Source organism: Desulfobacterales bacterium (assembly GCA_028704555.1).
Taxonomy (GTDB): Bacteria; Desulfobacterota; Desulfobacteria; order Desulfobacterales; family JAQWFD01; genus JAQWFD01.
In genome coordinates, this window is the sequence record JAQWFD010000023.1 from 22,449 (window position 1) to 45,693 (window position 23,245).

Annotated in this window: 17 protein-coding genes; 12 read left to right on the plus strand and 5 right to left on the minus strand. The window is 46.9% G+C overall.

Features of this window, described 5'->3' with window-relative positions:
• Window positions 1-195: 195 nt before the first annotated feature.
• The 4 genes from ispF (at window position 196) to uvrC (ending at window position 6,258) form a co-directional block, all read left to right on the plus strand.
• A complete protein-coding gene (gene ispF / locus PHQ97_09895; GenBank protein MDD4393042.1) occupies window positions 196-690 on the plus strand; it encodes a 2-C-methyl-D-erythritol 2,4-cyclodiphosphate synthase in 495 nt (164 codons plus the stop codon).
• Window positions 691-764: 74 nt separating this feature from the next.
• Window positions 765-2,213 carry a cysteine--tRNA ligase gene (gene cysS, locus PHQ97_09900; GenBank protein ID MDD4393043.1) on the plus strand — a complete coding sequence of 483 codons (1,449 nt, stop codon included), beginning with the start codon at window positions 765-767 and terminating at the stop codon, window positions 2,211-2,213.
• A 211-nt stretch (window positions 2,214-2,424) separates the two neighbouring features.
• Window positions 2,425-4,419 carry an excinuclease ABC subunit UvrB gene (gene uvrB / locus PHQ97_09905; protein ID MDD4393044.1) on the plus strand — a complete coding sequence of 665 codons (1,995 nt, stop codon included), beginning with the start codon at window positions 2,425-2,427 and terminating at the stop codon, window positions 4,417-4,419.
• A gap of 3 nt (window positions 4,420-4,422) precedes the next feature.
• Window positions 4,423-6,258 carry an excinuclease ABC subunit UvrC gene (gene uvrC, locus PHQ97_09910; GenBank protein ID MDD4393045.1) on the plus strand — a complete coding sequence of 612 codons (1,836 nt, stop codon included), beginning with the start codon at window positions 4,423-4,425 and terminating at the stop codon, window positions 6,256-6,258.
• 17 nt (window positions 6,259-6,275) lie between these two features.
• Here uvrC and mdh read toward each other — a convergent pair whose 3' ends face one another.
• Window positions 6,276-7,208 carry a malate dehydrogenase gene (gene mdh / locus PHQ97_09915; GenBank protein MDD4393046.1) on the minus strand — a complete coding sequence of 311 codons (933 nt, stop codon included), beginning with the start codon at window positions 7,206-7,208 and terminating at the stop codon, window positions 6,276-6,278.
• Window positions 7,209-7,751: 543 nt separating this feature from the next.
• Here mdh and PHQ97_09920 point away from each other — a divergent pair.
• The 8 genes from PHQ97_09920 to PHQ97_09955 all read left to right on the plus strand — a co-directional run bounded on the left by PHQ97_09920 (window position 7,752) and on the right by PHQ97_09955 (window position 17,232).
• Window positions 7,752-8,669, plus strand: coding sequence for a hypothetical protein (locus PHQ97_09920; protein ID MDD4393047.1), 918 nt, complete (start codon window positions 7,752-7,754; stop codon window positions 8,667-8,669).
• 223 nt (window positions 8,670-8,892) lie between these two features.
• Window positions 8,893-9,513: a GTPase domain-containing protein gene (locus PHQ97_09925; GenBank protein MDD4393048.1), complete on the plus strand. Its 621-nt coding sequence runs from the start codon at window positions 8,893-8,895 to the stop codon at window positions 9,511-9,513.
• A 3-nt stretch (window positions 9,514-9,516) separates the two neighbouring features.
• Complete coding sequence (locus PHQ97_09930; GenBank protein MDD4393049.1) at window positions 9,517-10,719, plus strand: cyclic nucleotide-binding domain-containing protein; 1,203 nt, start codon at window positions 9,517-9,519, stop codon at window positions 10,717-10,719.
• A gap of 81 nt (window positions 10,720-10,800) precedes the next feature.
• Entirely contained in the window at window positions 10,801-11,697 is an 897-nt protein-coding gene (locus tag PHQ97_09935; protein ID MDD4393050.1) for a phosphoribosylaminoimidazolesuccinocarboxamide synthase, read from the plus strand.
• The gene (locus PHQ97_09940; GenBank protein MDD4393051.1) at window positions 11,687-12,655 is read left to right on the plus strand and encodes a ParB/RepB/Spo0J family partition protein; all 969 of its coding nucleotides are present in this window, start codon (window positions 11,687-11,689) and stop codon (window positions 12,653-12,655) included. Before PHQ97_09935 ends, PHQ97_09940 begins: the two co-directional genes overlap by 11 nt.
• A gap of 575 nt (window positions 12,656-13,230) precedes the next feature.
• Complete coding sequence (acs, locus tag PHQ97_09945; GenBank protein MDD4393052.1) at window positions 13,231-15,216, plus strand: acetate--CoA ligase; 1,986 nt, start codon at window positions 13,231-13,233, stop codon at window positions 15,214-15,216.
• Between the two features lie 174 nt (window positions 15,217-15,390).
• Complete coding sequence (locus tag PHQ97_09950) at window positions 15,391-16,488, plus strand: DNA photolyase (protein ID MDD4393053.1); 1,098 nt, start codon at window positions 15,391-15,393, stop codon at window positions 16,486-16,488.
• A 90-nt stretch (window positions 16,489-16,578) separates the two neighbouring features.
• Window positions 16,579-17,232, plus strand: coding sequence for a thermonuclease family protein (locus PHQ97_09955; protein MDD4393054.1), 654 nt, complete (start codon window positions 16,579-16,581; stop codon window positions 17,230-17,232).
• A 154-nt stretch (window positions 17,233-17,386) separates the two neighbouring features.
• Here the strand turns inward: PHQ97_09955 and fusA are convergent, their stop codons facing one another.
• The 4 genes from fusA to PHQ97_09975 all read right to left on the minus strand — a co-directional run bounded on the left by fusA (window position 17,387) and on the right by PHQ97_09975 (window position 23,231).
• Window positions 17,387-19,459: an elongation factor G gene (gene fusA / locus PHQ97_09960; GenBank protein MDD4393055.1), complete on the minus strand. Its 2,073-nt coding sequence runs from the start codon at window positions 19,457-19,459 to the stop codon at window positions 17,387-17,389.
• Between the two features lie 186 nt (window positions 19,460-19,645).
• The gene (locus PHQ97_09965) at window positions 19,646-20,392 is read right to left on the minus strand and encodes a TlyA family RNA methyltransferase (protein MDD4393056.1); all 747 of its coding nucleotides are present in this window, start codon (window positions 20,390-20,392) and stop codon (window positions 19,646-19,648) included.
• Complete coding sequence (gene dxs, locus PHQ97_09970) at window positions 20,367-22,262, minus strand: 1-deoxy-D-xylulose-5-phosphate synthase (protein MDD4393057.1); 1,896 nt, start codon at window positions 22,260-22,262, stop codon at window positions 20,367-20,369. The genes PHQ97_09965 and dxs overlap by 26 nt, the downstream gene beginning before the upstream one ends.
• Window positions 22,263-22,334: 72 nt before the next feature.
• On the minus strand, window positions 22,335-23,231 hold the full coding sequence (locus tag PHQ97_09975; GenBank protein MDD4393058.1) for a polyprenyl synthetase family protein: 897 nt from the start codon (window positions 23,229-23,231) through the stop codon (window positions 22,335-22,337).
• Between the last annotated feature and the right edge of the window lie 14 nt (window positions 23,232-23,245).

Here is a 23,245-nt window from a genome sequence, read left to right on the forward strand (position 1 = left end):
TTTAACATGCCCGGAAGCATGTGTCCAGTTAGTTTCCATTCTTTTGAAAACCAAATGTATGGACAGAGGCCTGTTATTGGTTATTCGGAAAACGTTTGTTTTATAAATTGCTTTGCGCTGACCGCTTTACCGGAAAAAAGTTTTATGGTATGAAATTTATTGTCGGTTTGAAACGATAAAATAAGGATAAATTCAATGCGTATTGGCTCGGGGTATGATATTCATCGACTGGTTGCAGGTCGAAAGCTTGTTTTGGGTGGAATCAGCATTCCTTTTGAAAAAGGGCTTCTCGGCCATTCGGATGCGGATGTTCTGGTTCATGCGATTTGTGATGCCCTTCTCGGGGCAGCCGGCCTGGGAGATATCGGATTGCATTTTCCGGATTCAGATCCTGAATTTAAGGACATCTACAGCATCGAGCTGCTTGAACGAACCTGCCATTTGATCAGTAAAGAAGGGTTTTCCATCATAAACATTGATTCAACCGTGTTTGCCGAAGCCCCTAAACTGTCACCGTATCGAACGGCCATGCAGGCGGTAATTGCCCGTACCCTTCATGTCGATCTGAACGGCGTCAATATCAAATCGACCACCACCGAAGGGCTGGGGATGATCGGCAAGGGTGATGGAATCGGGGCCATGTGCGTGGCCTTGATTGAGAAGATAGAAGATAAGAAAATAAGAAGATAACTTGTCATGGATAGTGGAACGATATAACAGCATATAACCGATAATCACGTTTATTACGAAATGGAAGCAGTGTTATGACAATTCGTATTTATAATACACTGAGCAGGAAAAAAGAAGAATTTGTTCCGATTAAAACCGGCAAAGTGGCCATGTATGTATGCGGGCCGACCGTTTACGATTCGTGTCACATCGGGCATGCCCGATCGGTAATCGTATTTGATTTGATCGCCCGATATTTCAAGGCAACCGGTTATGAACTCACCTATGTCAGAAATTTTACCGATGTTGATGATAAAATCATTAACAGAGCCAATGAACTGGGTGTGTCTTCAAAAGATCTGGCCGAAAAATACATCCTGGAATTTTACAGGGATATGGATGCGCTCCATGTTCAGCGGGCAACCTTTGAGCCCAGAGCCACCGAACATATCGATCAGATTATTCAGTTTATTGAAACCCTGATCTCAAAAAAATTTGCTTACACGATCGATGGCGATGTCTATTTTTCAGTCGAGGCGTTCAAAGACTATGGCAAACTGTCCGGCCGGAAACTTGAAGATATGGAAGCCGGCGCCCGGGTTAACATTGACGAACGAAAACACAATCCCTTTGATTTCGCCTTATGGAAATCCGCCAAGCCGGGCGAACCGTCGTGGGAAAGTCCATGGGGCAAAGGAAGACCCGGGTGGCATATTGAATGCTCGGCCATGAGCACGCAATACCTCGGGCAGACATTTGATATTCACGGGGGAGGAAAGGATCTGATTTTTCCTCATCATGAAAATGAAATCGCCCAGTCGGAAGCAGCCTCCGGCCTGACGTTTGCCAGATACTGGGTTCATAATGGGTTTATCAATATTAACCATGAAAAAATGTCAAAGTCACTGGGCAATTTTCTGCTGATCAAAGATATCCTCACGCAATACCATCCCGAGTCCGTTCGTCTGTTTATCCTTTCGAGCCATTACAGGAGCCCGATCGATTTTACGGATAATGCCATGGTTGAAGCGGTTTCCAATCTGGACAAGCTCTATGGCCTTCTGGAACGTATCGAAAAAGCACTCGGCCCCCTTTCTGAAATCGATGTTACAAAGCAGATCTCGGGTGAGTACTGGCAGCGGTTTTGCGAGGCCATGGATGATGATTTCAACTCAGCCCGCGGCATCGGGATACTGTTCGATTCTGTCCGTGCCATAAACCGGCTGCTGGATGACTATCCGGACGGTCTGCCATCCGATGCTCTTGATACCCTTCGTCGCGATTACGCGGATATAATGAACATCGGTTCCATTCTCGGCATTCTGTTCGATTCACCGGAAGACTACTTCGATCAAAAAAAATCACAGGGGCTTGCCCGGACATCCATCGATCCGGCGGCAATCGACCAGCTGATACAGGACAGGGCTGACGCCAGAAAAGCAAAAGACTGGGCCAGAGCCGATCAGATCAAAAAACAACTTTCGGATATGAACATTATCCTGGAAGACCGTCCGGAAGGAACCACCTGGAAAATTCAAGGCTGAAAACGCCACATTCCAGTCAAACGACCGGTAACCCCCCTCTTGCCCGCTCACAGGCAAGAGGGGGGGACTACCCATAATCGGGGCCGCCACACCCGGCTGTAAAAGTGGACGGTTCCGCACCAAATCAGCGGCCTGAGGAGCGCTGTCACTGGAGGGCGACTTCGTTTGAGGCAAAATTGTTCAACCATTTCATGAGATAACGTGGCATAACATGTCATTATTCAAGCTCATATCCGGTTTTACGCCCAAAGGCGATCAGCCCGGCGCCATCGCAGTTCTGAGTCAATCGATTGCCAGTGGCCGGAAGCATCAGGTGCTGCTGGGCGTGACAGGCTCCGGTAAAACATTCACCGTGGCCAATGTCATTGCCAGGGTTGAAAAGCCCACGCTGGTGATCGCGCCCAATAAAACCCTTGCCGCCCAGCTGTACGCTGAATTCAAGACGCTGTTTCCGGAAAACGCGGTGGAATATTTTGTCAGTTATTATGATTATTATCAGCCGGAAGCGTATATTCCCTCCAGTGGCACCTATATCCAGAAGGATTCCTCGATCAATGAATTGATTGACAAACTGCGCCATTCCGCCACCCGTTCCGTTCTGTCCAGACGGGATGTGATCGTTGTGGCCAGTGTATCATGCATCTATGGTATCGGCGCACCGGAAGACTATCTGGCCATGAGAATCCATATCGAAAACAACATGGAAATGCGTCGGGAAACCCTGTTGCAGAAGCTGGTTGCCATTCACTATGAACGAAATGACATGGATTTTCACCGGGGCGTTTTCAGGGTCCGTGGCGATCGGGTGGAAATTTTCCCCGCCTATGAGGAAGACCGCGCGGTTCGGATTGAGTTTTTTGGCGATGAAATTGATTCTATTTGCGAATTTGATCCTCTCCGGGGGGATCGTCTTAAATCGCTGAGTCAGGTTACCATTTATCCTGCCAGCCATTATGTGACGCAGAAAACGACGTTAAAGCGGGCAATCGATTCGATTAATCTGGAATTGAAGGAACGTATCGCCTGTCTCAGGTCCGCGGATAAACTGATCGAGACCCAGCGGATTGAAGAACGAACGAATTTTGATTTGGAAATGATGCAGGAACTGGGCTATTGCAACGGCATCGAAAATTACTCCCGTCATTTAACCGGAAGAGCCCCCGGCGAGCCCCCGCCGACATTGATGGGGTATTTTCCGGACGATTATCTGACCATTATCGATGAAAGTCACATTACCATCCCTCAGATCGGCGCCATGTACAAGGGGGACAGATCCCGGAAACAGACACTGGTTGAATTCGGTTTCAGGCTGCCGTCTGCGCTGGATAACCGGCCGCTGACATTTGAAGAATTTGAAGGCAGGGTATCACAGATCATATACGCATCGGCAACACCGGCTGAATATGAGATGCAGAAGGCCCAGGGGCCTCCTGTTGAACTGATAATCCGGCCCACTGGTCTTGTCGATCCGGTGGTGGAGATCCGTAAGGCTGAACATCAGGTCGATAATCTCTACGAAGAAATACTGAACCGAAAGCAGAAAAACGAACGGGTACTGGTGACGACCCTGACCAAGCGGCTCGCAGAGGACCTGACCGATTATTATACGGATCTGGGCCTCCGGGTCCGTTATCTGCACTCGGACATCAAAACCATGGAACGGATGCAGATTATTCAGGAGCTGCGGATGGGAATATTTGATGTTCTCATCGGGATCAATCTGTTGCGCGAAGGTCTGGACATTCCGGAAGTTTCGCTGGTAGCCGTTCTGGATGCAGACAAAGAAGGGTTTCTGCGATCCGCACGATCGCTCATCCAGATATTCGGACGGGCAGCCAGAAACACGCAGGGACAGATTATCCTCTATGCGGATGTCATGACCCGATCCATGAAACAGGCCATCGATGAAACCGGCCGGCGACGGGAAATACAGATAGCGTATAATAAAAAATATCATATCATACCGGAAACGATCAAAAAGGAAATTACCGGGGTATTTGAAAGCCTGTATAAAACAGAGGCCGTCGAAAGCGACAACGTATCCGAACCGGTTGCAACTTATAAGACACTGGATGATCTGGACAGGGCGGTCCACGATTTGGAAAAAGAGATGACAAAAGCTGCAAAGGACCTGGATTTTGAACGGGCCGCTCAACTCCGGGACCGGATTCAAGCGTTGAAGATCAAAGGGGTGTTGGAGTTGTAAGTCATGCGTGACAAAGAACCGGTAATGGATTCCATTAAAGAAAAATTATCCAGAACGCCGTCGTCGCCAGGGGTTTACCAGATGAAAAATGCCGCCGGGGACGTGATCTATGTCGGTAAAGCCATAAATCTCAAAAAACGTCTTGCCTCTTACTTTACCAAACTGGTTCAGCCGGATTTGAAAACCAGTGTCCTGGTCAGACAGATTTCCACATTTGATATTATCATCACCAAAACCGAAAAAGAGGCGTTGATTTTAGAATCCAACCTGATCAAACGCTACCGGCCACGATATAATGTAATTTTAAAGGATGACAAACGGTACCCGTCACTCAAGATGGATATCAGAAACCCGTACCCGACCCTGTCAATTGTCCGGAAAATACAAAAAGACCATGCACTGTATTTCGGGCCGTTTTCATCTGCACAGGCGGTCCGTCAGTCCCTTAAATTCATCAATAAAACATTTAAGCTCCGGAAATGCTCCGATACCTCTTTCAGAAGACGATCGCGGCCCTGCCTGTTTTATCAGATGAATGCATGCCTGGCGCCATGTTGCCGTCAGGTCGACAAGCCAGAATATAACCGGATCGTAAAAGAGGTGGTGCTGTTTTTAAAAGGGCGGACCCCGGATCTGATTCGAAAATTACGAAACGATATGCACCAGGCATCAGACGGACTTTTTTTTGAAAAAGCAGCAATGATCCGGGATAAAATCATGGCACTCGAGGCTACCCTGGAAAAGCAGGTTTCAGTTACCACGGATTTTGCTGACAAGGACGTCATCGGTCTGGCTAAAGCAGACGACGTGGTGCTGCTGACCATCTTGTTTGTCCGGAGCGGATTTCTGATGGGCTCACGGCACTTTAATTTTGCGCAGACCCTTTCCACCGATGCTGAAATTATGGACACGTTCATACGGCAGTACTATGAGAAAGCCGGATTTATCCCGCGGGAAATATTGATCCAGGTGGAACCTGATCATATGACGGCAGTGGCGGACTGGCTGTCGGAGATAAAAGGACGCAAGACGCATCTGGCATGTCCCAGAAAAGGGGAAAAACTCCATCTGGTCAACATGGCTGCGGAAAATGCGGAAAACGCATTATCGGATTTGCTGGCCGGGAATGTCCAGGATATTGACCTGCTGCATCGTCTTCAGAAAAAACTGGGCCTTGACAGAGTTCCGGAGAAAATCGAATGCATTGACAACTCCAACCTGTATGGGAAAGAACCGGTTGCCGGCATTGTGGCATTCCTTAAGGGAAAACCCGACCGGTCATCCTATCGCAAGTATAAGATTGAAACGATCACCCGGCCGGATGACTATGGAACCATGGCGGAAGTATTAACCCGGCGTTATGTGAAAAACGGGGGGGCAGATCCTTACCCGGATCTGTTAATGCTGGACGGGGGAAAGGGCCAGCTGAATATTGCGGTATCCGTTTTCAGAGAACTGGCGGATAAACAGCCGATAGATATAATCAGTATTGCCAAAAAAGACGAGGAAAAAGGAGAATTGCAGGACAAGATTTATAAACCGGGACGGGCAAACGCGATAAACTTTGGCAAGGATGTGGACCTGCTGTTTTTTCTGCAGACAATCCGGGATGAGGCACATCGTTTCGCGATTACATTTCACCGGAAACGACGTACAGACACCGCGCTTCGTTCTGCACTGGACAGCATCCCGGGAATCGGAGAAAAGAGAAAAAAGGTTCTTTTAAAACATTATGGGGGCATTGAAAACATCCGGGCAGCGGCCCTTGAGGAACTGAGCGCGCTGCCCGGGATGAATCGTAACGTTGCCGAATCAGTTTTAAATGCGCTTAAAGACTGATCCTGAGCACTGATTTATTAAAGTTTTTTCATCGCGTCGACCAGCTCTTTAACAGCGCCGGCTGATTTTTTCAAAGCAGCAGATTCAGAATCTGTCAGATTGATCTCGATGATTTGTTCAACACCGTTTGCACCCAGCTTAACGGGAACGCCGACAAACAGGTTATTGATGCCGTATTCGCCTTCCAGATAGGTAGCGCATGGGACAATTCTCTTTTTGTCTTTCAGGATGGACTCTGCCATGGTTACGGCACCGGATGCGGTTGCATAGAATGCGCTGCCGGTCTTGAGAAGTTTAACAACCTCAGCGCCACCGTTTGCGGTTCTGGTGCAAAGAGCGGCAATTTTTTCTTCAGACATCAGTTCGGTAATCGGAATTCCGGCTACGGTGCAGAAGCGCGGCAGCGGAACCATGGTATCGCCATGTCCACCGAGAACAAATGCATTGATGTTTTCAACGGATACATTCAGCTCTTCGGCAATAAAGAATCTTAAACGGGCTGAATCCAGTGCGCCAGCCATACCCATTACCCTGTTCTTGGGAAATCCGCTGGTTTCATATGCCACATGGCACATCGCATCCAGAGGGTTGGCGACGACAATAATGATGGCATTCGGTGACAGAGGCGCAACCTTGCTGACCACGTCTTTCATGATCTTGGAGTTGATTCCCAGCAGATCATCACGGCTCATACCGGGTTTTCTCGGAACACCGGATGTAATAATAATGATATCTGATCCGGCAGTTGGCCCATAACCGGTGGATGAACCGGTTACATGCGCATCATGCAGTTCGATCGGCGCCGCTTCATTCAGATCCAGCGCCTTTCCTTCGGGAAGACCATCAATAATGTCAACCAGCACAACATCACATAATTCTTTTTCAGCCAGTCTCTGAGCACAAGTACCACCAACCATGCCGGCACCGATTACGCTAACTTTTTTGTCCATTGTAATCTCCTTATAGTTTGAGGTTAACATAAAACACTATTTTTATATTTCGATGGGGGGTATTAACTTAAAAGTGATATCATAATTACATTGAATGTCAATATATTTATGACTTGCCCGTATTGACAAAAGTTAGACTTTCTGTTCGGATTTAAGTCGGTCAGCAATGGCAACATGAAAAGCACATTCAGGGTTTTAAAAATTTAAAATTTCTCACAATGCGTAAATTATGAGGGTTTACAGTTTGGATTCTGACGCTGTGTACAATTATGTGGGATAATAAGAATCAAGATTTACGGCGATCACATCACAGAATTTTCTTTTCCATATACGAGATAAATACAGTTAAATTAATTGCTTTTCATCACTTTTTGCGATCAATTTAAGATTGACGAACTCGTAAAAGTTCAAGCTCAAGACGGCAAGTAAAAAGTTCAAGCTCAAGACATCGCAAATTTCTTGAACTGAGACGCACATGGACTTTTAAGACGCCGTCAATATTCGGCATTGATACAGACAATCAGCAGTATGAAAGGCGCTTTCATGGATTTAAAACTTCAGATAAACTCATTCTTAAAAGAAGCAAATATATATAAAAAACATGGTCTTTTTGATGAAGCCGGGGAAGCATATAACCAGGTGTTCTCGTTGATTAAAAAACAGACGCATCTAAAAAACAAGCAGGAGCTGCTGGATAAAGTCAGTTTGAAACTGAACGAACTTGAAGAGGAGCAGCGGAAAATCCGATCGGCTGAATCACACAAAATTTTATCGGAACAGGTTCAAAATCTGATTAAAGATAAATTCGCTTTTTCCAGCGATAAGGACATGGCTGAACTTGAAGGAGGAATCGCTCTGGCCAGATTCGGTCAGTATGAACGGGCAATAGAGGAATTCCAAAAATTATTGACGAAAGCAGCGCATCGAAATGAAGCTGCCAAAAACATTCTGAGATGTCATTTAACCTATGCATCGGCAGATGAGGCCGTTCAGCAATACCTGAGGTGGATCGAAAGTGATTTGTTTGAACCCGGTCAACTGGAACCCATTCGTACGTTTCTTCAGAAAATGCTCGATACCCGGAACCTCGAGGTCTTTCTGCCACATGCCGGGCCAGCAGAAGGTGTTCAGCAGCCGGAATTTGAGGCCGGCGAGGAGGCCGACGACGAACCCATTGATATAACATCAATTTCAATTTCATTTAACAATGGCTCATTAAAGGGAAAAAACGTTGACCTTGATATTTCTTTTCAAACAGGTGATATCATCAGCTTTATTGTCACAAGTGACCAGACAGAATTACTGAAAAATTTACAACCGGGTGAGCGGATGGAATCTGTCAAGTTTTATTCCCCGATTGCCATTTTTACCGGGAAAGCGGTTGTCTTCACCAAAAAAAGGATAGAATACGGACCGAGGCAGGGGCATTATAGTCTGGACTTAAAACTGACAAATGAATAATATGAAAATATTTAATCAGGACAAAGACCAGAGGGCTGATTGTTTTGAGTTTAAAATGTCCGGACGGGACTTGAAAAGCAAAGCGCAATCGTTTAGTAACGATAAAATGATCATTGTTTAACAAGGCGCTGATAATTCAAAACTTGTTCAAAAACACGACGCCGTTGGGCGTATCAAGCGTACTCCACAAGTTCAACCGGAATTACCCTGAGGCAGAGCGTGCATGGCAGTATTCAATGTTAAAAAAAGAGAGATAGAGTGTAAAATCGTCTATTATGGTCCGGGCCGGTGCGGGAAAACAACCAATCTGGAATACATTCATCGAACCTACAAAAAACAGATTTCCGCTGACATGGTCTCGATCAATACGGAGGGTGACCGTACCCTGTATTTTGATTTTCTGCCCATGGGACTGGGTAAAATCAATGGCTGTGAGGTTCGGGTTCAATTGTATACCGTACCGGGACAGACCCGGTACAGCTCAACCCGAAAACTGGTTCTTCAGGGGGTTGACGGAATTGTTTTTGTTGCCGATTCGCTTCAGGCCAGAAGAAAAAAAAACATGCTGTCGCTGATGGATCTGAATGATAATCTAAAAGCATACAATCTCAGCATATTTAAAATCCCCCTTGTCATGCAGTACAATAAAAGAGATCTGGCAACCAGTGGACTGCCCTTATTGCCAATCGAACAGTTGGATCATGATCTGAACCGGCAGCTGAAAGCCCCGTTTTGTCCGGCCAGCGCAGTAAACGGAGAAGGGGTGGGAGTGACGCTGAAACAATGTCTGCAGCTGACGCTTAAATCACTGCACAGGCAGTTGAACTGGGGAGCAAAAAATTAACTTATGAACGACGCCGTTTTAAAAGGAGACCTTCAATTTGTCAGCCTGCCGGATGTTTTGCAATTGCTGGGCTCAAACTGCGCTACAGGTTCATTGCACATCAGCTGTAAATATGCGCAAAGCGCTGCTGTGATCTATTTTGATAAAGGCACGCCCATACAGGCGGTATCGGGGGAATTGACTGATCTGGAAGCCATATATTCTCTTTTTGCCTGGAGTGAAGGCGTTTTCGAGTTCAGGCAACCGCATATCTACCGAAATCATACACCCATGGACCGGCGGATTCAAAAAAATCCGATGGAAATCATACTCGAAGGGTTACGGTTGCTTGATGACGGGCATATCCAACCGCTAAAACCGGTAACGATTGAACATGTATCGGAGGAAGCCGGAGGCATTCTCACCGAATTGCCCGTTATCCAGGGAACCCCTGTGGAATACATGGATATCGTCGCTGAAGATATGTTCCATGATGGGGACAAAATCGTCAGTGAGGGCAAACACGGTAACTGGATATGGGTGATCCTGGAAGGTCAGGTTGATATTGTCAAAGAGATGCCCCACGGCCATGTGAGCATTGTACGGGTGGGACCCGGCGGTTTTATCGGCAGTCTTTTATCATTTCTGTTTGAGGGCAATATTCGCAGCGCCACAGTGATTGCACGGGGAGACGTGCAATTGGGGGTATTGAATTCACAGCGTCTGTGCAGCGAATACGCCCTGATGTCAGCAGAATTAAAGCGCCTGCTGATCAGCATTGACCGAAGATTACGACAGATTACAAATAAAGTGGTCGAGATCCGGAACAATCCCGTTGTATCCGATGCGGTTAATGCCAAATTAAGCCTTCTATGGAAACAGGGAAGGGCGCGGAATGAATTATATGAAATTTTAAACGGCAGTGCTTTTGCGGTCCATACCGCAGGCAACGATCACCGGATTCTGTGCGAACTGCATCAGGGAGATTTTTTCGGTTCAACAGGCTTTATCGATATTGGCCAGGGACCGGATATGGCGTCGATACTGGCTACAAAAGAATTAAAAGTGCGGCAGGTGGATTCGGATATGCTCCGGGACGAACTGGAACGCCTCTCACCCACATTTCAGAACCTCGTCCACCACATATCGCTATGCATTTCGATTACCTCCATGCTGGCATGCGGATGTTCAATCCCGGCTCATTGCCGGAAAGCCCGTTTTCAATGAAAGATCGTTCAGTGGAAATGCCGGCCATTTCAACTGAACGATTAAGCGGAGAAATAACCAAACGATAAAGGAATCATACAGATGAAAAAAGCGGTAATTGAAACGAATTTTAAGAATCTGCCTCTTCTGAAAAAAGGTAAGGTCCGGGACATATATGACCTGGGCGACAGTCTGTTAATAGTGGCAACGGACCGAATGTCGGCATTTGATGTCATCATGCCGGATGCCGTTCCGGATAAGGGTAAAATACTGACGCAGATTTCTCTTTACTGGTTTGACATTATGAAACCGGTGATTGCCAATCACATCATTTCCAGTGTGGTCGAGGACTATCCTGAAATCTGCAGACCGTATGCCGATACGCTCCGGGGGCGAAGCATGCGGGTCAAAAAGGCAGCGCCTGTCCTGATTGAATGCGTGGTCCGGGGGTACCTGTCCGGGTCCGGATGGATATCATATCAGCAGTCCGGAGCCGTTTGCGGCATTAAACTGCCGGAAGGGCTCAGAGAATCCGACAAACTGCCGGAACCGATCTTCACCCCGTCAACCAAGGAAGCGGTCGGCGAGCATGATGTCAATATCGATTTTGAAACCGCAGTCGAGATTATCGGCAGCGATCTGGCAGAACAACTCAAAGCCCTCAGCATAGACATCTATAAAAAAGGTGCTGAGTTACTCGAACAAAAGGGCATTATTCTTGCCGATACAAAGTTTGAATTTGGTATTGTGGACAATCAGCTCATTCTTATCGATGAAGTTCTGACACCGGATTCTTCCCGATTCTGGCCCCGGGATAGCTACGCGCCCGGCAGATCGCAGCAAAGCTTTGACAAACAATACCTGAGGGATTATCTGCTATCCATAAAATGGAATAAACAGCCACCGGCACCGAACCTTCCCGAAGATGTCCTTAAAAATACCCGGCAAAAATATATGGATGTCCTTAAAATGCTGACCGGATCTGACGATGAAATATAATAAACAAACCGTAGCCTTATCTTCGGTACACAGGGAAGATTCAACCTGGCATATTACGACCGAGACGGAAGTAAAGGATCTGATCCCATCCATTTCGGGTATCGGTCTTCTGAACGTGCCTTTTTTGATGGCGTGTCAGCCATCCGGTTATGTGGTGATATCGGGTTTTCGACGGATCGAGGCCTGCCGGCAATTGGGCTGGACGCGGATTGAAGCCAATCTGGTTGAACCGGAAACATCCCCGCTGACCTGCGCAAAGCTGGCCATAACCGACAATTCGTTTCAACGGCCCTTGAATCTCATCGAACAGTCCCGTGCCTGTCATCTGCTTTGCCGGCATATCCGGGGGGCTGAGCAGATGGCAGAGACCGCCCGCAGTCTGAATTTGCCGGTTGCCTTATCCCTGATTAAAAAAATTGAGCCGTTATGCCAACTTCCCCCGGCAATTCAAGACGGAATACTTTCCGATACCATATCGATGCCGGTTGCCGTTGAGCTGGGCTCTCTGGAAACGGATGCGGCCGAATGCATTGCGCAACTGTTCAATGAGTTAAAAATCAGCCTCAGTAAACAAAGGCAGGTGCTCTCCATGGTAACCGAAATCGCTGCCCGTGAGAAAATATCGATCCTGGATGTGATCAACGACCCGCAATTTCAATCCATTTTGTCAGATGACGATCCCGATCGAACTCAAAAGGCTTCTCACCTCCTGTTTTTCCTGAAAAAACGACGCTACCCGGAAATTACGCGCGTTGAAAATGAATTTAAAAAAAATATTCATCAATTAAAACTCGGGAACCAGATCAAGCTCATTCCGCCTCCACATTTTGAAGGTTCCACATATACATTAAGCCTGCAATTCAGCAGCCTGGCCGAATTGCAGGAACGGAACGAAAGCCTGGTTCAAATGATCAACCATCCGATATTAAAAAATATTCTGCCTCCGGGTAATTACTGATACCGTCAAAACGGATAACCGTAGCAAGGGCTTGATCATAACTGCGGCCATATTCTGCTGTGCGTAGCCTCGGAGTCCCGCCCATTGCCGGCGTACGACATGACGCGATCCGGAGAAACCGGCAATGGGCGGGACGGACCCCGTGACATTGTGGCCGCAGTTATGATCAAGCCCCCGTAGCAAGCTTATCCAACGCTCAAGCCGGAAAATTTTACTTGACTTGTCCAAATATTTATTTTAGTTTAAAAAAATCCAACTTAAATTCATGGTCATGAATTTAAGTTGGATTTATTTCTAAATAAGGCACTCACATGCCATTTTATTTGTCATTTTTCATTTGGCTTTCCTGGCAAATCGTCATGGGCTGATACAAACAGGTTCCGCTACAAGAGATTACCCCTCAGCGGGAACCACACTGTTTCGTATAAAATACGTTCAAAATATCCTGCTCACTATACCAACGATATCCGGTTCATCAGCGTTTTGCAGTAAAACGTAGCATTTTAGATTATGCGTTTATATTTTTAATACGTTGTTGTCTATGTTTAACCATATTCAAAAAAGGAATCTGACCTATGGCTATTATCGAAAAAAATGGAAAATTTTATCCCGGGGAAGAATTTTCACAAAACGCCTGGGTAAAATCTTTTGAAGAATATCAGAAAATCTACAGTAAATCTATTGAAGAACCTGATGAATTCTGGGGCGGCATAGCCAATGAGCTGTTCTGGTTCAAAAAGCCCGAAACCATTCTGGACTACAACTTTGATATTAAAAAAGGCCGGGTGTTTCATGAATGGTTTAAAGGCGGTTATACCAATATGTGTTATAATTGCCTGGATCGTCATCTCGATACGCCCAATCGGAATAAAGCGGCTATCATCTGGCAGGGAGAAGCGGATGATGCGGTAAAGGTACTGACCTATCAGATGCTGCACAGGGAAGTATGCCGATTTGCCAATGTGCTCAAGAAAAAGGGATTGAAAAAAGGCGACCGGGTAACATTATATCTTCCCATGGTCTGGCAGCTTCCGGTTGCCATGCTCGCGTGCGCAAGACTGGGTGTCATTCACAGCGTCGTTTTTGGCGGGTTTTCAGCCGATGCCCTCATGCACCGCATCCAGGAAAGCGAATCCAGAATGCTAATTACAATTGACCAGTCCGTAAGAGGCGGAAAGCTGTTTGATCTGAAAGCCAATGCGGATCAGGCGCTGGGAGATTGCCACAGCATCGAGCATGTCATCGTTGTCCGTCGCACCGGCAATGAGATTGAAATGCAAAAGGGGAGAGATACCTATTGGGATGATGAGATGCGGGCAGAGGATATCTCCGATGTCTGTGAATGTGAGCAAATGGAAGCAGAGGATATCCTCTTTCTTTTATATACCAGCGGCAGCACCGGAAAGCCCAAAGGCCAGGTACACACGACCGGTGGATATATGACCTATGTATATATCACTCAGAAATTGATCTTCGACATACATCCTGAAACATTGTACTGGTGCTTGGCAGATATCGGATGGGTGACCGGCCACAGCTATATCGTGTACGGTCCGCTGCTGAACGGAACCTCCACCTTCATGTATGAAGGTACACCCATGTATCCACAACCGGATCGGGCATGGGAACTGATCGAACGCTACCGGATCAATATCTGTTACACGGCGCCGACGGCTATCAGGACATTAATCAGCCAGGGAGATGAATGGACGACCCGGCGGGATCTTTCCAGCCTGAAACTTCTCGGCAGTGTCGGAGAACCGATCAATCCGGAAGCCTGGATGTGGTTTCATAAACATATCGGTAAAGAAAACTGCCCGATTGTGGATACCTGGTGGCAAACCGAAACCGGCGGGATTATGATCTCCCCGTTGCCGGGTGCGATACCCACAAAACCCGGGGCAGCCACGTTCCCGTTTCCCGGCATCATCCCATGGGTCGCAAATCCGGGAATGGAAAATCCGGAGGACAGAGGAAAGCAGATGCCTCCGGGCGAAACCGGTCATCTTTGTATTAAAAAACCCTGGCCCGGACTTTCCAGAACCATTTATAATGATCATGCCCGCTACGAGCAGACTTATTTCATGCAGTATCCGAACATGTATTTTACCGGAGACGGCTGTCTGATGGATTCTGAAGGCTATTATGTTCTGCAGGGCAGGGTGGATGATATTATGAATGTCTCCGGTCATCGGATCAGTACCGCGGAAGTTGAAAGCGCGCTTGTGCTGCATGAAGTGGTTGCTGAAGCCGCTGCCACTGCGATGCCGCATGATGTAAAAGGGCAGGGGATTTACGTATACGTAACCCTGAGACTTGGCGTTGAACCCACGAATGAACTGAAAAAAGAGCTGATCAATCATGTTCGGAAGGAAATCGGGGCAATTGCCACACCGGATAAGCTTCAGTTTGCAACGGCACTGCCCAAAACACGCAGTGGTAAAATCATGCGGCGCATTCTTCGAAAAATAGCGGAAGACAAAGCAGATGAACTGGGAGATACCAGTACGCTTGAAGATGCCAGTGTCATTCAGAAACTGATTAAAGAACGGATTAAATAATTTTTTTGTTTTACATATCCATTTATTTTAAATAGATAATCCCTCTGAAGGTGTCAGCTTCCGACAAAACCCTTCAGAGGGATTTTTGTTTACGAGGGTTTACGGGACTGTTGCCTCACGACTCACGACTGTTGACTTACGACTGATTTTTTCAAAAAAAGGTGGTTTAAATCCGTGTCAATTAAAAAACTCTATGTGGATCATGAAATTTGTAATCTGCCCCTGGTGGGTGCTATTCAGTCAAAGCTGAATCTTCCTGCCGAGATTGTCAATGACGTACGCTGTGTTTACGCGGATATATCATCTGCGGATGATCCGGTTCAACGGGGCAAAGAGGTTTTGTTCCTTACCCGGAACAGGGGAACGTTTGTCCGGAAATGTCCCGGTACCCGAAACTATACCTGCTGCGATTATATGATACTTCATATCGGTACGTTCTGTACGATGGACTGCTCTTATTGTATCCTGCAGTCTTATTTTCATCCGCCGGTTCTTCAATATTTCGTCAATCAGGAAGACATGCTTTCCGAACTGGGTGACTTTTTCCATAAAAAGGAAATGCGCCGGATCGGTACGGGGGAATATACCGACAGCCTGATATGGGACTTTTGGGACGATCTGTCTGCCAAGCTGGTTCCTGAATTTGCAAAACAGTCCCACGCCATTTTGGAAATAAAATCAAAGACTGTCGCCATTGAGGCGCTTGAGCATTTTGATCACCGGCGAAAAACAATTATCTCATGGTCTGTGAATACCGAACGGATTATCCGGAGTGATGAACGCTTGACCTCATCCTTATCAGCAAGGCTCAAAGCGGCTAGCATGTGCGAATCGTGGGGATATCCGGTTTCTTTCCATTTTGACCCCATGGTCATATATGACGGCTGTGAAACCGAGTACCGTCAGGTTATAGAAGGGATATTTTCCCATGTATCTGCGAATAATATCGCATGGATCAGTCTGGGAACATTTCGGTTTATGCCTGATTTGAAGCAGACGATTCAGAAGCGGTTTCCGGATTCCACGATCGTTTACGGCGAATTTATTCCGGGTCTGGATGGAAAAATGAGATATTTTAAACCGGTTCGAATCCGGCTCTACCGGAAAATCGTATCCTGGATCAAGGAAATTGCTCCGGAGGTTGTCGTATATTTTTGTATGGAAGATGATGAAGTATGGAAAAAATCTACCGGGTTTCTGCCTTCGGAGAAGGGCGGTCTTCCGAAAATGCTCGATGAGAGCGCCATCCGGGTCTGCGGTCTGAATCGGTGAAAAACGCCCTGCCGGGCGGGCTTAGGACCGCTATCGCTTGAGGAGCACTTCGTTTGAGGCAAAAAATAAAAGGACATATGGCCGGAAGCGATGATTAAGTCCAGATATCGTCATTTCCTAATTCTGAATGTTCTGATGCTGAGCATCGTTCTGTTTAACTCCAGCCTGAACGCTCAGCAGGTGTTGCATCGGGTCGCCTGGGTAAGTGACGGAGATACCATCATGATAGATGATGGTCGACGGATCCGATATATTGGGATCAACGCCCCTGAAATCGCCCACGACGATAAACCCGCCGAACCGTTTGGATATGAGGCGGCCGAATTGAACAGGCGCATGGTGCTGGGGAAATTTGTTCGGCTTGAACCGGATCAGCAGTCTCACGATCAGTACGGTCGTCTTCTGGCGTATGTTTTTTTAGCTGACGGCACATGTATCAACCAGAAAATGATCAGGGAGGGACTTGCCTATTGCCTGCCTCAGCCACCGAATCTGAAATATGAGGACCGGTTGCTTGAAATCCAGCGGCTGGCCATGTCGACCCGAAAGGGCATATGGCCGCAATGGAAAAATCGGCACGAGCGCGTGATCGGCAATAAACGATCCAGACGGTTTCATTCAGTGAACTGTTCTTTCGGGAAAAAAACAGAAAAACGAAATTTAGTCATATTTTCAAGCCCATGGGAAGCCTTTCAATCGGGATTCGCTCCATGTAAAAGATGTATCACCCTGCGGGCGGACTGAGGAGCGCTATCGCTTGAGGAACACCTCGTTTGAGGCAAAAGAAAAAAAATTGGTATGTTGCGTATAAAAAAAGCGGCAGGAAAATAAATAATTTTTCCTGCCGCCCTGCGAAAATCTAGAAACTCAGATTAAATCTTTTATCTGGCCGTTATCATTACTCTTTTTCCTTGTTAAGCTCTTCCAGTACTTTTTGAGCTATCTGTGCAGGAACCTCATCATAATGCGAAAACTCCATGAAAAACATCCCGCGACCTCCGGTCATGGATCGCAAATCAGGGGCATAGGTTAGAAATTCAGCCATCGGCACATTGGCGTTGATGACCTGATGTTTACCCTTTGTATCCATTCCGAGTACTCTGCCGCGCCGGACGTTCAAATCGCCCATGATCTCGCCCATGAATTCGTCCGGGGTGATAATTTCAACCTTCATTATGGGTTCTATCAGAACCGGATTCGCTTCAGCGACAGCCTTTTTGAAAGCCAGAGAACCGGCAACCTTAAATGCCATTTCAGATGAATCAACGGCATGAAAGGATCCGTCATCGAGTGTCGCTTTAAAGTCTACGCATGGATAACCGGCCAGAACCCCTTTTTTTGCTGACTCGACAATGCCTTTTTCAACGGCCGGAATATATTGTCTGGGAATCGAACCACCGACAACGGCATCCACAAATTCAAATCCCTCACCTCGGGGCTTGGGTTCAAACTGAACCCAGCAATCCCCGAATTGCCCATGACCACCGGACTGTTTTTTATGCCTTCCCTGTACGCGAACTTTTTTCTTGATCGTTTCCCGATAGGGCACTTTCGGTTTTTTCAGATGAACTTCAACATTGAACTTTCGTTTCATTTTTTCAATGGTGGCTTCGATATGAACCTGCCCCAGACCGGACAACAGAATTTCACCGGTTTCAGCATTTCGATTCAGCCTTATGGCCGGATCTTCCTCCTGAAGTTTTGTCAGTGACGAAAAGATTTTATCCTCATCGCCCTTGGCTTTGGATTCTATCGCGAAGGAAATCACGGTGGGAAGTGATTCAACCCCTTGATATTTGATTTTACCACTTTCCTCACAAAGGGTATCGCCGGTAGTGGTTTCTTTAAGTTTGGCGACAGCAACAATGGCGCCGGGGCCTGCTCCGGATACCGTTTTCTGCTCTTTTCCGGCCATCCTGAGCAGCTGGCTGAACCGTTCTTTTGTTTCTTTATTAACATTATAAAAGGTTCCGTCTGAACCGAGCTTCCCTGAAACGACTTTGAGTATCGACAAGCGTCCGGCATAGGGGTCAGCGACTGTTTTGAACACATACGCGGAAAAGGGGGCGTCCGGATCAGGTTCCCGTTCAATCTCATTTCCGGAACCCGGATCTGTCCCTTTCACAGGACCTCGATCCTGAGGGGACGGCATGCACTCGACGATGAAGTCCATCAACAGATCGATACCGATATCCTGAATGGCTGAACCGCACAAGACCGGAACAAAGGTTCGGGACAACGTTCCTTTTCTCAGAGCGCTTCTGATTTCATCATCGGTAAGGATTTCTCCCTCCAGATATTTTTCAAGGAGTTCATCCTGTGCTTCGGCAACATTTTCAATCAGGGCTTCACGCTCGGCTTCCACGGTTTTAACCATATCAGAAGGAATATCACATGGCGTTGCTTTGCCTGACTGATCATAGGTATAGGCTTTATTATTGATCAGATCCACGATTCCGTTGAAATTTTCCTCTGAACCAATCGGCAGCTGAACGATAATCGGTTTTGGATTAAAAATTTCCTTTGCATCGTTAAATGTCTTCAAAAAATCAGCGCGTTCCCTGTCCAGCTTATTGATAAAAATCGCGCAGGGCATATTGAAGTCTTTAGCAAAATCCCATGCCAGTTCGGTCTGGACCTTTATGCCGTCGATTGCATCAATAATAACCACGGCACTATCAGCGGCCTGCATGGAACTTCGGGTATCTGAGAAAAAATTCTGGTCTCCCGGAGTATCGATGAGGTTTACGGTGTGTTTCTTAAAATCATATTGGTGAAAGCTGCTGCTTATACTCGTTTGGCGTTTCAGCTCTTCCGGTTCAAAATCCATGGCGGTGTTTCCGTCTTCAACACGCCCGATACGGTTGAGAACGCCTGCTTTGTACAGCATTATTTCAGCCAGCGAGGTTTTTCCCGCACCACCATGAGCCACAAGAGCAATATTTCTTAATTTTCCCACCATTTCACTCATTTAAGCTCCTCTCTGATAGATTTTTAAAAAAACAGATTAAATCTGACGGTTACTAAAATTCGATTGTATGTAAATATCGTATAACCAGATTGGGATTGGCCGGAGGCAAATTGTCAAACATCATGCAGAATCAAATTTATTATATATGTATCGATCAAAAATCAAGAGAAAACCCGATTCACAAGATTATGAGCCCAAATATTTTAAAGACATGAGAAATTCTCTGTTTCCTTTTGGACCCAGCACCGGTGAGCAAATGGCCGATTCTTTAAGCAATCCCATATCGCTGAAAAACACGGTCAGATCCCGCAGCACTTCATCATGGAGTAACGGATCCCGCACGACACCGCCTTTGCCGACTTTTCCTTTACCGACTTCAAATTGAGGTTTTATCAGTGCGAGGATTCGGGCATCGGATTTTAAAAATTTCAACACCGCGGGAATAACAATTTTCAAAGAAATGAACGAAGCATCAATGGTAACCAGATCAACGGGTTCGGGTAACGTTTCCGGAGGCATATAGCGGATATTCGTACGCTCGATAACGATGACACGTGAATCCTGCCTGAGTTTCCAGGCCAATTGGCCGTAGCCGACATCGACCGCATATACTCGATCTGCTCCATGCTGCAGAAGGCAGTCGGTGAATCCACCGGTCGAGGCGCCTACGTCCAGACAAACCAGACCGGCCAGATCCAGGGCAAACGATTTTACGGCGGCTTCAAGCTTCAATCCCCCACGGCTGACATATGCGATTTGCTCTCCTTTGAGAAGCAGTTCATCTTCGGTCAAAATCCGGGTACCGGGTTTATCCACCGGTTGATTGTTGACCAGAATTTTACCGGCCATAATCAGTGCCTGTGCCCGTTGTCTGCTGGATGCCAGTCCTTTTTGGACCACTGCAAGATCAAGTCTTATTTTTACTGAACTCATTTTTCATTAACCTTACAGCTGATATTACAATTTCATCCGCATCAATTTTATATCTGGATCGAAGCAGTTTTTGAGGCCCGTGTTCAACAAAAGTATCCTGAACACCCATTCGGATGATATGAAAACCGGTCAGCCCTTCATCGGTTAAACATTCCAGCACTGCCGTTCCAAACCCGCCCTGGCGGACATGTTCCTCTATCGTTATTACCCGCGGGATTTTTCTGACCAGACCGGTGATCAGATCCTGATCAAGCGGTTTGATAAATCGGCAATTGACAACCGTTGCCGATATGCCCTGACTGCTGAGCATATCATAAGCCTGCAAAGCGTCCCGGACGGGCCTGCCGATCGCCAGAATCACTATATCCTGGCCATGGGTCAGTATCTCGCCTTTTCCAATCGGAACCGGTACCAGCTCACTGTCAATGGAAACCCCTTCTGCGTGTCCCCGGGGGTATCGAACAGCAATCGGGCCCTCATGGGATAGGGCGGTCACCATCATGCGGCATAATTCATTTTCATCTTTCGGCGCCATGACGATCATATTCGGCATGCTTCTCAAATACGACATATCAAACAGCCCGTGATGGGTGGCTCCATCTTCGCCAACAATGCCGGCTCTGTCAATGGCAAAGACAACCGGAAGGGATTCAATGCACACATCATGGAGTATCTGATCATATGCGCGCTGCAGAAAGGTCGAATATATCGCAACCACCGGTTTGAATCCTTCGGCTGCCATTCCGGCTGAAAACGTGACACTGTGCTGTTCGGCAATCCCCACATCAAAAAAACGTTCCGGAAAGAGGGAAGCGAATTTGCCCAGGCCGGTCCCTTCCGGCATGGCTGCGGTTACCGCAATGATCCGGCTGTCTTTCTGGGCCAGGCGGACCATGACGTCACCAAACACTTCGGTATACGTTGGGATTGAATTTTTCGTGGGAACGCTGTTTCCGGTCTCGATTTCAAAAGAGCCTACGCCATGAAAATAAATCGGATTTTTTTCAGCGGGTTTATAGCCTTTTCCTTTTTTGGTAGTGACGTGGAGCAGCACGGGTCCATCGAGTTTTTTAATGTTTTCGAGTATATCGATCAGATGATTTAAATTGTGTCCGTTAATCGGACCGAAATAATCAAAATTAAAGGCTTCAAACAGCATACCCGGCGTAACGAAGGCTTTAAATGATTCTTCCGATCGTTTGGCAAAGTCATAGACGTCTTCACCGATTTTCGGCAGAGATTTCAGAAAATCTCCGACTTCCTTCCGCAGGTTCTGAAGATATCCGGCTGAAAATGTCCGGCTCAGGAAAGAGGAGAGGGCACCGACATTTCGCGAAATCGACATGTCGTTGTCATTGAGAATCACTATCAGATCGCGCTGGAGGCCTCCGGCCTGATTCAGACCTTCAAAGGCCAGCCCGGCGGTCATGGAACCGTCCCCGATCACCGAAATGACTTTCGAATGATCCTTCTTTAAATACTTCGCGCAGGACATGCCCAGCCCTGCCGATATGGAGGTGCTGCTATGACCGGTTGTAAATGCATCGTAGATGCTTTCACTCATTCGGGTAAAGCCGCAAACCCCTCCCAGTTTCCTCAGGGTGTGAAATTTGTCAAGCCGACCCGTCAGCATCTTGTGCGCATACGTTTGATGGCCTACATCCCAGATAATTTTATCTTCGGGCGCATTGAATACGTAGTGGATGGCTATCGCAAGTTCCACCGCACCCAGGCTGGAAGCCAGGTGACCACCATTTTTTGACACGACATCAACAATGCGTCTGCGAATTTCTGAAGCCAGAGCCGGAAGATCAGATCGCGAAAGCTTCTTCAAATCAGAAGGAGATTGAATACTTTCAAGAAAACTCAAATTATCTGTGACTCCTCGTCTGTATAAGGCCGGGCACTAAATATACCGGTCGGAAAATTGCGTCCGCGCCCCTTATTTATTTCTTCTAATAATATATTCGGCAATGGCTCTTAACGGATCAGATCTGTTATCAAATTTATCAATCGCATTCAAGGCATTCCCGATGAGCTTTTCCGCTAGCACTTTAGATTGATCGATACCCAGCACAAAGGGATAAGTACTTTTATTCCGATTCGCATCCATACCGGAAGCCTTGCCGGTAATCACCGGATCACCTTCAATATCCAGAAGATCATCGGCGACCTGAAATGCCAGCCCAATATATTCAGCATATTGTTTTAACTGATCAATCTGCTCGTCCGTTCCGCCGCCTATAATTGATCCGGTACTTACCGAGGCTTTGATCAGCGCCCCGGTTTTAAGCAAATGCATCTGTTCGAGTTTGTCTGGAGGAATCATTATACCTTCTGATGCCATATCCAGCATCTGGCCTTCAATCATTCCATGCCGCCCTGCAGCGCAGGCGGTCAAATGACATACGCTCAGCATTACTTTTTCAGATACCCGGTTTGTCATCAACGGGGATGACAGAACCTCAAAGCCCAGGGTCAACAGGGCATCACCTGCCAGAAGCGCCGTAGATTCGTCAAAAGCGATATGACACGTCGGCTTTCCCCGTCTCAGATGATCATTATCCATGGAAGGCAGATCGTCATGAATCAGAGAATACGTATGGATCATCTCAAGCGCACAGGCAGGAGACAGGACATCTGCTGAATCACCGGATACGGCTTCGGCCGCTGCAATACACAGAATCGGCCGAATCCGCTTTCCACCCGCCATCAATGAATACGCCATTGCTTTCATCAGCCGGCTGGAATGATTATTGCTTTGAATCAAACGTTTCAGTTCGCAGTTGATCAGCGCTGATTTTTCGTTCAAGTATGCTTTCAGATCAAAATTCATCATGTTTCTCATACTTT

Excerpts from the sequence above, each read along its gene's own strand:
- ispF (MDD4393042.1), top strand. The coding sequence starts at position 196 with ATGCGTATTGGCTCGGGGTATGATATTCATCGACTGGTTGCAGGTCGA.
- cysS (MDD4393043.1), top strand. The coding sequence starts at position 765 with ATGACAATTCGTATTTATAATACACTGAGCAGGAAAAAAGAAGAATTT.
- uvrB (MDD4393044.1), top strand. The coding sequence starts at position 2,425 with ATGTCATTATTCAAGCTCATATCCGGTTTTACGCCCAAAGGCGATCAG.
- uvrC (MDD4393045.1), top strand. The coding sequence starts at position 4,423 with ATGCGTGACAAAGAACCGGTAATGGATTCCATTAAAGAAAAATTATCC.
- mdh (MDD4393046.1), bottom strand. The coding sequence starts at position 7,208 with ATGGACAAAAAAGTTAGCGTAATCGGTGCCGGCATGGTTGGTGGTACT.
- PHQ97_09920 (MDD4393047.1), top strand. The coding sequence starts at position 7,752 with ATGGATTTAAAACTTCAGATAAACTCATTCTTAAAAGAAGCAAATATA.
- PHQ97_09925 (MDD4393048.1), top strand. The coding sequence starts at position 8,893 with ATGGCAGTATTCAATGTTAAAAAAAGAGAGATAGAGTGTAAAATCGTC.
- PHQ97_09930 (MDD4393049.1), top strand. The coding sequence starts at position 9,517 with ATGAACGACGCCGTTTTAAAAGGAGACCTTCAATTTGTCAGCCTGCCG.
- PHQ97_09935 (MDD4393050.1), top strand. The coding sequence starts at position 10,801 with ATGAAAAAAGCGGTAATTGAAACGAATTTTAAGAATCTGCCTCTTCTG.
- PHQ97_09940 (MDD4393051.1), top strand. The coding sequence starts at position 11,687 with ATGAAATATAATAAACAAACCGTAGCCTTATCTTCGGTACACAGGGAA.
- acs (MDD4393052.1), top strand. The coding sequence starts at position 13,231 with ATGGCTATTATCGAAAAAAATGGAAAATTTTATCCCGGGGAAGAATTT.
- PHQ97_09955 (MDD4393054.1), top strand. The coding sequence starts at position 16,579 with ATGATTAAGTCCAGATATCGTCATTTCCTAATTCTGAATGTTCTGATG.
- fusA (MDD4393055.1), bottom strand. The coding sequence starts at position 19,459 with ATGAGTGAAATGGTGGGAAAATTAAGAAATATTGCTCTTGTGGCTCAT.
- PHQ97_09965 (MDD4393056.1), bottom strand. The coding sequence starts at position 20,392 with ATGAGTTCAGTAAAAATAAGACTTGATCTTGCAGTGGTCCAAAAAGGA.
- PHQ97_09975 (MDD4393058.1), bottom strand. The coding sequence starts at position 23,231 with ATGATGAATTTTGATCTGAAAGCATACTTGAACGAAAAATCAGCGCTG.